Origin of the sequence: Acetobacter sp. DmW_043 (genome assembly GCF_002153485.1) — a bacterium.
GTDB lineage: Bacteria > Pseudomonadota > Alphaproteobacteria > Acetobacterales > Acetobacteraceae > Acetobacter > Acetobacter thailandicus.
The window spans coordinates 1-8,430 of the sequence record NZ_JOMN01000048.1 but is presented as its reverse complement, the minus strand read 5'-3'; the positions used below and the strand labels follow the sequence as shown (position 1 = coordinate 8,430).

At 48.0% G+C, this 8,430-nt stretch carries 12 protein-coding genes; 3 read left to right on the top strand and 9 right to left on the bottom strand.

Features of this window, described 5'->3' with window-relative positions:
• Positions 1-142: 142 nt before the first annotated feature.
• Complete coding sequence (locus tag HK11_RS10855) at positions 143-1,030, bottom strand: LysR family transcriptional regulator (protein ID WP_086555364.1); 888 nt, start codon at positions 1,028-1,030, stop codon at positions 143-145.
• Between the two features lie 115 nt (positions 1,031-1,145).
• Here HK11_RS10855 and HK11_RS10850 point away from each other — a divergent pair, with 115 nt between their 5' ends.
• The 3 genes from HK11_RS10850 (at position 1,146) to HK11_RS10840 (ending at position 3,132) form a co-directional block, all read left to right on the top strand.
• A complete protein-coding gene (locus tag HK11_RS10850) occupies positions 1,146-1,478 on the top strand; it encodes a YciI family protein (RefSeq protein WP_086555363.1) in 333 nt (110 codons plus the stop codon).
• Positions 1,479-1,530: 52 nt separating this feature from the next.
• Complete coding sequence (locus tag HK11_RS10845) at positions 1,531-2,418, top strand: MBL fold metallo-hydrolase (RefSeq protein WP_086555365.1); 888 nt, start codon at positions 1,531-1,533, stop codon at positions 2,416-2,418.
• A gap of 294 nt (positions 2,419-2,712) precedes the next feature.
• Complete coding sequence (locus HK11_RS10840) at positions 2,713-3,132, top strand: VOC family protein (protein ID WP_086555362.1); 420 nt, start codon at positions 2,713-2,715, stop codon at positions 3,130-3,132.
• A 337-nt stretch (positions 3,133-3,469) separates the two neighbouring features.
• Here HK11_RS10840 and HK11_RS10835 read toward each other — a convergent pair whose 3' ends face one another.
• The 8 genes from HK11_RS10835 to HK11_RS10805 all read right to left on the bottom strand — a co-directional run.
• A complete protein-coding gene (locus HK11_RS10835; RefSeq protein WP_086555361.1) occupies positions 3,470-5,176 on the bottom strand; it encodes a Hint domain-containing protein in 1,707 nt (568 codons plus the stop codon).
• Positions 5,177-5,321: 145 nt separating this feature from the next.
• Positions 5,322-5,450: a hypothetical protein gene (locus tag HK11_RS12700; RefSeq protein WP_255375979.1), complete on the bottom strand. Its 129-nt coding sequence runs from the start codon at positions 5,448-5,450 to the stop codon at positions 5,322-5,324.
• Positions 5,443-5,643 carry a hypothetical protein gene (locus HK11_RS10830; RefSeq protein WP_086555360.1) on the bottom strand — a complete coding sequence of 67 codons (201 nt, stop codon included), beginning with the start codon at positions 5,641-5,643 and terminating at the stop codon, positions 5,443-5,445. Before HK11_RS10830 ends, HK11_RS12700 begins: the two co-directional genes overlap by 8 nt.
• Positions 5,644-5,645: 2 nt before the next feature.
• A complete protein-coding gene (locus HK11_RS10825) occupies positions 5,646-6,023 on the bottom strand; it encodes a hypothetical protein (protein WP_086555359.1) in 378 nt (125 codons plus the stop codon).
• A complete protein-coding gene (locus tag HK11_RS10820; RefSeq protein ID WP_086555358.1) occupies positions 6,020-6,355 on the bottom strand; it encodes a hypothetical protein in 336 nt (111 codons plus the stop codon). The genes HK11_RS10825 and HK11_RS10820 overlap by 4 nt, the downstream gene beginning before the upstream one ends.
• Positions 6,348-6,785 (bottom strand): cell wall hydrolase, encoded by a 438-nt coding sequence (locus HK11_RS10815; RefSeq protein WP_086555357.1) that lies wholly within the window; start codon positions 6,783-6,785, stop codon positions 6,348-6,350. Before HK11_RS10815 ends, HK11_RS10820 begins: the two co-directional genes overlap by 8 nt.
• Positions 6,766-7,227: a hypothetical protein gene (locus HK11_RS10810; protein WP_086555356.1), complete on the bottom strand. Its 462-nt coding sequence runs from the start codon at positions 7,225-7,227 to the stop codon at positions 6,766-6,768. Before HK11_RS10810 ends, HK11_RS10815 begins: the two co-directional genes overlap by 20 nt.
• 60 nt (positions 7,228-7,287) lie before the next feature.
• On the bottom strand, positions 7,288-8,430 hold a 1,143-nt coding region (locus HK11_RS10805), incomplete at its 5' end, for a CotH kinase family protein (RefSeq protein ID WP_086555355.1).

Genomic DNA, 8,430 nt, shown 5'->3' with positions numbered 1-8,430 from the left:
ATGTCCGCAATCCATATCGCTGCAAGCTTCATTTTCTATCTCAAAGAATGAGTCCTGAGCCTGGCTAGAAGATGTCCTGTAAAGATGATGAGGCTATCACCCGGACAGACCGCTTGCCTCCATATTTGAGGGTAACTTAAACCTAGAAAGTCTGTTGAAGCTCGGTCACAAAGGCTCGCAGTTTTGGCGTCATAACCGGACCTGCGTTATAGAGCAGGTGCATGGGCCTGTCCGGAACTGTCCACCTGGGCATAAGCCGGACAAGCCGTTTGTTTTTAATATCAGGAAGCAGGGCCTGCTCATATCCTAGCAGAATACCATCGCCAGCAAGTGCTGCAGAATGCAGAACACTTGAATCATTACTGATTATCCGCCCGGAGACGGTCACAAGCCGCGTAACGCTCCCTTGAGAAAAGTGCCAGGTCGTTACAGGGCCGCCGGAATTTTCATATATGAGACACTCATGACGCATCAGATCTTCGGGCTGCCCTGGAAAACCGTGTTTTTCCAGATAGGTCTTAGCCGCGCAAATGACCCGACGATAGGCCGTCAAAGGACGACTGACCGCTGTAAGGTCCGTCTCCAGTTCACCAATTCGGATCACAGCCTCATGACCATCCATTGTGGGATGAACCAGTTGGTCTGTCAGTGACAAATGGACTTGAATTTCTGAATATTTTTTTTGAAAATTGTGAACAAATGGCAGGAATACTGTTCGCCCGAAGGTGACGGGTACACTGACAGATAATATGCCACGCGGTGTGCCAAGCGTATTGGCTGCCAGACTGTCCGCTCGTTCAACGGCCTTCAGAACCAGGCGACACTGCTCGCAATAGAGCCGTCCTGTTTCAGTCAGACTTTGCCGACGTGTGGTCCGATGTAACAGGCGAGCACCAAGGTGATGCTCCAGAGCCTCTATATGTTTGGCGACCATCTGCGGCGACAAAGTCAGCTGCTGGGAGGCCGCAGCAAAGGACCCCAGTTCCACGACCCTGATAAAAATCTTCATGCTGGTTAAACGGTCAAGCATTCATCATCCTCAGTTGTGACTGATGTCTCATATCGACAATTTATCCAGCAAAAAAGAAGAATATACTGAAGGCTTCGAGTGATTGGTAAGCCCGGTTCTGAAGGAGACTTTTGAAATGCCTGTTTATCTTGTTCGCATGGAGCACCCTGACGGCGAGGGGTGGGGGCAGCATGTCGCAGCACACGTGTTGTATCTCAGGCGCCTTATACAGGAAGGCAGTCTGCTGGCCTCTGGTCCGTTGAAAGGCGCCCCATTGCGCTCCGGCTTTCTGATTATGAAAGGCGCCAGTCGACAGGAGGTTGACGCGATGATTGCCGGTGATCCCTTTGCATCAGAAGGTTTGATTTGTGATCTGCGCATTGAAGAATGGGACCCGCTTTTCGGATGTCTGTCAAACCATGCAACAGGCGTAATCCCGCAAGACTTGAAATCTCTTTTCCCTTTATGACAACAGTGCTGTATTTCTTTGAGAAATAAAAACGAAAGGGAGGCTTATGCTTCTGAACGATCTTCAGTGGTATACTGTAGGGGATGCCCGCATTCTAAAAATACAGGATCTGACGCTGAAAGCACTCTCTCCGGAACAGCTACTTCCTGACTGGAATAATGCAACGGCACTTCAGGCCTATCCCGACCTGCCTGAAACGCTGGATGCTTCAGAAACGAAAGTCCTTTTGAGCGTTCATAGCTGGCTCGTCGAGGATCGCGGCCGGAAAATTCTTGTGGATACGGGAGTTGGAAATAACAAGGTCCGTCCAGCTGCTCTGCATTTTGATCATTTGCAGACAGTGTGGCTTGAAAATTTAATGCGCACTGGCGTCAGGCCTGAAGACATCGATTTTGTTCTTCTTACCCATCTGCATGTCGATCATGTCGGATGGAATACACGCCTGAAAAATGGCATCTGGGTTCCGACCTTCCCGAATGCCCGATATATTTTTTCCAAAGCCGAATACGATTTTTTCAGCAATCCTGCTCATGATAGTGCCCGTAATAAAACCAGCTTCATGACACGCATAGATAGCGTTGATCCGATTGTTTCGGCGGGTCTTGCAGATCAGATTGACGTAGACGGATCCGAAATTCTTGAGGGAATTTCCTTTCATTCCACACCTGGGCATACGCCACATCACGCATCTCTTGTGCTGAAATCTGGTATGGAGCGTGCACTCTTTACGGGAGATGTCATGCATCACCCTATTCAAGTGCGTGTTCCGGAGTGGAGTGCCGTTTTTGATGCAGATCCCCAGACAGCCATCGTATCGCGCAAATGGGCTTTGAATTACGCTATTGAACACGATGCGACAGTATTCACATCACATTTCCCGATGACATCTGTTGGCAGAGTTATGACAAGTGACCAAAACATGAGCTGGTCCTTCGTTTAGAGCCACCATTACGCTGGCATGTTACGTCATCCGATAAGTCTTTACGAAGAGGGCATAACTGAAGATGCTGCTTGACCACTACTGCTGACGTCAGCACAATCATCCGTGCCTAAAAAGACAGCGATGCAGGTATGGTGACAACCTGCGGTCTCTTTGGAGACAGTCACGCCTGAGCAGGTAAGCCTGCTCCTGACCATGGCCGGGCACGATGAGGATTGGCCTCGTCCGTGGTCGGTAGTCGTTGTCCAGGTTGCGACCGGCTCGTGTCCGTCTCACCGACGGAAAGACACAGCTATGAAGCTAAACCACATCAATCTCTACAGCCACGATACTGAAGCTGATCGCGCAATGTTCGAACAATATTTCGGCCTGCGAACTCTCGTTGTGCGTGGAAGCAAAATGGCCATCATGCAGGATGATGACGGGCTGGTACTAATCGTCAATCATTTTGCCAAAAAACTCGAAGACTTCAGTTACCCCAGGCAACTCGACATCATGCACATTGGTTTCATCCAAAAGTCTCACGAAGACGTCGATGCTCTGTATAAGCGTCTCAGTGCGGATGGCTGGGAGGTGCATGCTCCATGCGACACACATGGTGCATGGTCCTTCCACTTTCGAGCAAAGGGCGGCTACTTCATCGAAGTAACGACAGTGACGCCGGTTCGACCCAGAGAAGCGTATCAGGGAAATCCACAATCATACCCGGCATGAGGAGTGCAATATCAGTGCCAGGCTCAGGACTCATTCTTTGAGATAGAAGATAAAGCTTGCTGCGATGTGGATTGCGGACATACATTTGATTTAAAAAATGGTAGTTTTTTTACGTTTTTAAAGATAATTTTATGGTTCGGGTTTTGCATTTTACAAAACAGATAAAATTTTTTACCTCGGATATGAGATTTATTAATCTTATGGCGTCTGGCATATTTAGGGTGAAATTCTGTATTGGTTTTCGTTGTTGCAGGAATCTCCTATGTTTTTCTCGATAATTGTATCACGCCCGTATAAAAGGATCTGGTGACAAAGCATCACCAGATCCTTGATAGTGCTATGCTGTTGCCAGGTTGAGTTCTTCATGCGTTATGCAGTAAGGGCCGGCAGCTTCAATGCTGATTGACAGCAGGCCAATACTCCCGGGTTCGCGTGGCCCCAGATGTAGATAAGCACAGCCGTTTGTCCAGCGTAAGGAAGGGTGGCTCAGGCTATGCCAGCCTTCAAGATTTTCGTCGATCAGGTGATGTGTGATTTCTCTTTTTGTATTGCCCTCAGAAAAAAAGATTTTACCTATAAGCACGCCCAAATTACGCCTGTCATCGACAAATGGACCTTGTGTATCAGACGGTCTGCTGCTGTTTGAAACAATCTGAACTGTGTTAATATTGCCAGGAATCATAAAAAGGGTATGATTTTCAATATTACGGAGCGGCTTAATAACGTGTCCGGCAGCTGAACGAAGATGCAGGTTGCTTTCAGAAGTTAATATTTGAAGATTGCTTTGAATGGGCAGGAGCATCTTATCTGCACGTTGTGCAATCTGGCGGTAAATGGGTTCTACCCGTTCGCGTGATACGTCCAGAGGAGCGGCAGCATCGTTCTCCCAGCTTTTTGTATTTTCGTTGAAGATGAAAACACTGCTTTTCTGCTGGAAAGTTCTGCGATTTCCTGTGTCCAGATAGCTTTCGGTTAGCATGCCATCAGCCATGATCACCGAGTGAGATTCTGTTTCAATATGATAATAAGTGTAAGAAGTGATGGATTTATCATAAAAAACCGAACGGCCATTCACCAGCATACGTGCCGGTATAAAAGTACCGTTAAAAAACAGGCAGTGCTCTGCAGTAATCAGCATGTCTTTAAACGGTACACCAGGGGAAATGGCATCTTTCAGAATTCGCACCGGATAACCAGCCATATCATCAGGCTTTTCTGGTTTTACAGCGCAGTGTGCATACCCTGACCATTTTACGGAACGTATATGAGGTTTATTATTTTCATATACATTTATGAGGTCTCCAACTGATAAGTCCTCAACGGCAACCAGACCTGATGGAGTATCAATCATAGAGCCACTTAAGAAGCAAATAATAGCATCAGAACTGGAAGTGCTTCCGGTATATTCTTTTGTTTGTCCGCTTGTTAAGTCGAAAGGGTTGCCTTCAAGTGTAATTGTACGGGTTGCTAAGCTAATTCCAAGAGAGCTTAATAGTTGAGTAACAAGTCCAGTATTATCCTGTACTACAGTTGTCGTTCCATTGTATGTTACATCAATTGGAATATAATGTGTTGTTCCAATAAGGTCTTTAAATGTAAGGTATGGAAGATCAAGTACGAAGTTTTTAGGGGGTGTACTTGTAGTATTGCCGCTACTATCTACATAAGAAATTGGAGTGGTTAGTGATACACCTACAAGTGACGGTGCATCTATTTTTAAAACGCCTCCCGTGGGGCCTATTACTATATCACTTAGAAGGTTTACATTGATTGCTCCTCCTGTGTCTTCATAAGTTCCTCCATTTATTTCAATTTTACTTAAAGTTGATATGCTTGCCAGGCCGCCATTATCAACAATAGTAGCCCCGTCGGTTACTGTTAATGTTTTGAGGGCTGAGAGTGCTGCCAGGGCTTCAGTATTAACTACGGTTCCTGAGCCAGTAACGGTTACTGATGTTGCAGCTTGAATATTTGCGATTGATGCTAGATCTGTATCATCCGGATAGGTTGTTGATCCTCCAACCCCGGCGACGATTATAGGCATTTTCACCTCCTCTTGTGGATGCCAGATCTGTTAAATAGCACCTAACTCGTTGCCATTTAAAATTAAAGAAAAGTATATTTTGTCAAATTTTTATGTGTAATAAAGTTAACTGGGATAAATGATTTTTTAAATTACACTGTCAGTTTTACTCATCTTCAGCGTTGCGCCAGAAGTCAGATTTCACGACGAGTATGCGCCACACGATAGCCAGCAAGGTGATGGCGAGGGTTACCCCGCCACCACCGACTATCATGCCAAGTTCAAAGTCAGGCACTCTGAATGGCTTCGTTGTCGGCTTTGCATTTAGCAAAGATTGCCTCAAGCTCTGCCGTGGTCGGGCCGGTACCTGACTTGGTCTGATTGATCGCGCTGATCACCGTCTCGTAAATCTCCGGCCCGTATTTCTCTGCCAGCTCGAAAACAGTTCCGGCTACGCCAAGAATCGCACTGATTGCTGCTGCGTCCATGATTATTTGCTCCCTGCAAGGGCGGTGCATTCCGCCGGTGTTGTTCCTGTTTTCACGCCACTCCAGCAGGCCGTGAAGGATGCGAGGTCAGTCTGCGCTGCGGCAACGGCTGTTTCTGTGATGCTGTCGCCATTCTGAACTGAGGTGTTCAGCGTGCTCAGCTCATTGAAAACCGTCTGGCTGGCACGTTTTACGAGGCTTTTCTGTGTGTCCGTGAGTGTTACTCCCGGCACCTTACCTGCCATTACATCGGGCATCGGGTTTGCCAGGATGTGATACGCGCTGTCCATGTCGTACACAGCCTGACGCAGTTTACCCTGAGAGGTGCTGGCGCAGGCAGTAACAGCCAGCAGCGGCAGGAGAAGAAGTGCTTTTTTCATTTTGAGGTATCTTTCGTTACGCCTGAACTGGTCTTACCGCGCAGCGCCATCGCTGTGTTCGCGGCAAATTTCCAGTTGGCAGCCAGAAAATTGAGGATTTTGTAGAAGGGCAGCAGTTTGCTGTTCGGATGCTCCGGCATAGGAATCTGCGTTGCGGCAAGGCCCGCACAGGCGAACACCACACAGGCATAGAGCGCCCAGGTGGAATATGGCTCTGGCAATGCCATCACCAGCGCCATAGGTGAGAGGCCGGCCGCTGTTGCTTTGATTGTCGTTGCAACCGATTCTTTTTTGGTGGCTACCTGTTCTGCAGGTGTCGTTTCGTCAGCCATTGTCTTTTTCCTGACCGTAAGGCCTCAGGCGATAAAACGCATGGTGGCCAATCGTGCAGCGATATGCATTGCTATCGGCCCACGCCGGTGTTTTGGTGCGAGTGTCAAAATAGTGGTCCGATCCCTGCGTGATATCCGGCAGTTTTCGGGATATGAGTTGTGCCGCCAGATCGAGAGCATCTCTGAACTGAGGATCTGTGCCGGTCACAGAGAGCAGTTTCGGGCGGTTGGGGTCGTTCTCATTCCAGCAGGAAAACTGCCAGGCTTTGAGGCAGACTGTGAGGTAATCGCGCCCCCACCAGCAGGGAGTTGCGGCACGGTTAGCGATAACGTTCATCACAGCACGCATCCCGCGCACACCTTCTCCGCGCGCTTCTCCCCAGGCTGTGCGGGCAACAGCCTGCACAGGGTCAGTTATCTGGTTTTGCATGTGTGTGGCTTTCAGTTCGGGGGTGCAGGTGAAAATGCCCCCAGAACGCTGTGTCGAATGTCTGGGAGGAAAAAAGTGTCGTGCTGATCAGTCCGAGAATGGCGCACAGCATCCCAAAGAACAGAGACAGACGGCGCAGAGCCTGTGTTCTTTCCTGAGACTGGCGGTTTCTCTCCTGCTCGACGCCGTTTCGCACGGCCATTTCCCGTGTGAGTTTATCTATCGAGGTTTGCAGGCTCTCGGTTTTCTGGTCGCTGTTAACGCGCCACTGCTTGCCTTCAGCACGCATAGCGATAACCTCGTCGCGCAGGTTGTTCTGGCTTAGTTTTATCTCGCCAACATCCTGTCTGAGCTGTGCAATATCCTGCGTATGGTCTCTGACAATCTGGCGCAGATCCTCGTCAGATGCAGGGGCAGCACCCCTGCTCTGTTCTTCCGTCATATTTTTGTAGTCCAGAAATAAAAAACCGCCCTTTCAGGCGGTTTCGTTCGTCATGCGCTGTTATGACGCGCTATAGCTCCATTGTTCATCGAGCCAGGCAATACGGCCAATAATCCACGTAATAAGAAAGCCATAGGTCGACTGGCTGTTTGTCCCCCACATGCTAACATCAGAAGCGAAATCATCCGTTGAAATCGTGCCTGTGAGCTTGCGGATTGTTTTGTCGAGCGCATCAGGTGAAACTACGTTATTATCACGCAGATATTTCCATCTCGCAGCTAGATCATCTGCAAAATATTCACGCAGCATAGTCCATGCTGCATTATAGTTTGTTATCCACCCTATAACCCCAGGCTGAACCTGAGAAGGCGTATAATTCCACACAATACCGAATGTTTCATCCATATCATATGACATGACATGCCAGATATTGCCACCATCCCATGATTCCAGAAACAGATTGTTAATCATGCTCTCCTGAGAGGCTGCCAGCTCGATAAAAAGAATATAATCCAGCCAGGACTGTTTATGGGCATAACTTTCAAAATCTGAAAGAGATGCTGTTCCTGCCTGACATTCTCCCAAATAATTGACCAGATTGGACAGGCCTTTTTCATTTGGTTTTTTTGGATATGAGTAATCCCAGTCTGACGACAGATAATTTTGCCACATTCCGGCACGTTTGTTCGATGATGCCTGCACCAGATAGTTCATTTTATTTTTTTTATCTATCAGGTAATCGGCTGCCGGTTTACTGCCGCGCCAGACGAACACACCGTGGAAAGCACCATTCACATAAACTGAGCACAGATAACCATCTGTTCCAAACTTAGCATTAGGTGGCAGAGAGGCTGCGTCTGTATGTGCTAAAATCCACACAGGAAGAGGTGCAATCAGGTTATCAGGCCAGCTCCCTGATTTTCTGATAGCTGCCCATGTTCTGTAACCTAGTGTATCCCTGATCATTGTCCTGTCCAGAACAACGCCATCAAAATAATCAGTCCCGTATGCAGGGAACGGACCAAACGCTTTCAGGTCAATCTTGCTGGTCTGAACCCAGTCACTCATTTTCAGATCAACAGAATTACCACCTGCATTGGTAATGGCTGAGATTTTCAGATTTTTCTTTGTAGTATACGCTGATGTCTGCCCCTGTACTGCGAGTGTACAGGAACCTGAGAAAAGGACGGAATCGCCGTATAA

Coding starts and splice junctions, on each gene's coding strand:
- HK11_RS10855 (WP_086555364.1), bottom strand. CDS start 1,030: ATGCTTGACCGTTTAACCAGCATGAAGATTTTTATCAGGGTCGTGGAA.
- HK11_RS10850 (WP_086555363.1), top strand. CDS start 1,146: ATGCCTGTTTATCTTGTTCGCATGGAGCACCCTGACGGCGAGGGGTGG.
- HK11_RS10840 (WP_086555362.1), top strand. CDS start 2,713: ATGAAGCTAAACCACATCAATCTCTACAGCCACGATACTGAAGCTGAT.
- HK11_RS10835 (WP_086555361.1), bottom strand. CDS start 5,176: ATGCCTATAATCGTCGCCGGGGTTGGAGGATCAACAACCTATCCGGAT.
- HK11_RS10830 (WP_086555360.1), bottom strand. CDS start 5,643: ATGGACGCAGCAGCAATCAGTGCGATTCTTGGCGTAGCCGGAACTGTT.
- HK11_RS10825 (WP_086555359.1), bottom strand. CDS start 6,023: ATGAAAAAAGCACTTCTTCTCCTGCCGCTGCTGGCTGTTACTGCCTGC.
- HK11_RS10820 (WP_086555358.1), bottom strand. CDS start 6,355: ATGGCTGACGAAACGACACCTGCAGAACAGGTAGCCACCAAAAAAGAA.
- HK11_RS10815 (WP_086555357.1), bottom strand. CDS start 6,785: ATGCAAAACCAGATAACTGACCCTGTGCAGGCTGTTGCCCGCACAGCC.
- HK11_RS10810 (WP_086555356.1), bottom strand. CDS start 7,227: ATGACGGAAGAACAGAGCAGGGGTGCTGCCCCTGCATCTGACGAGGAT.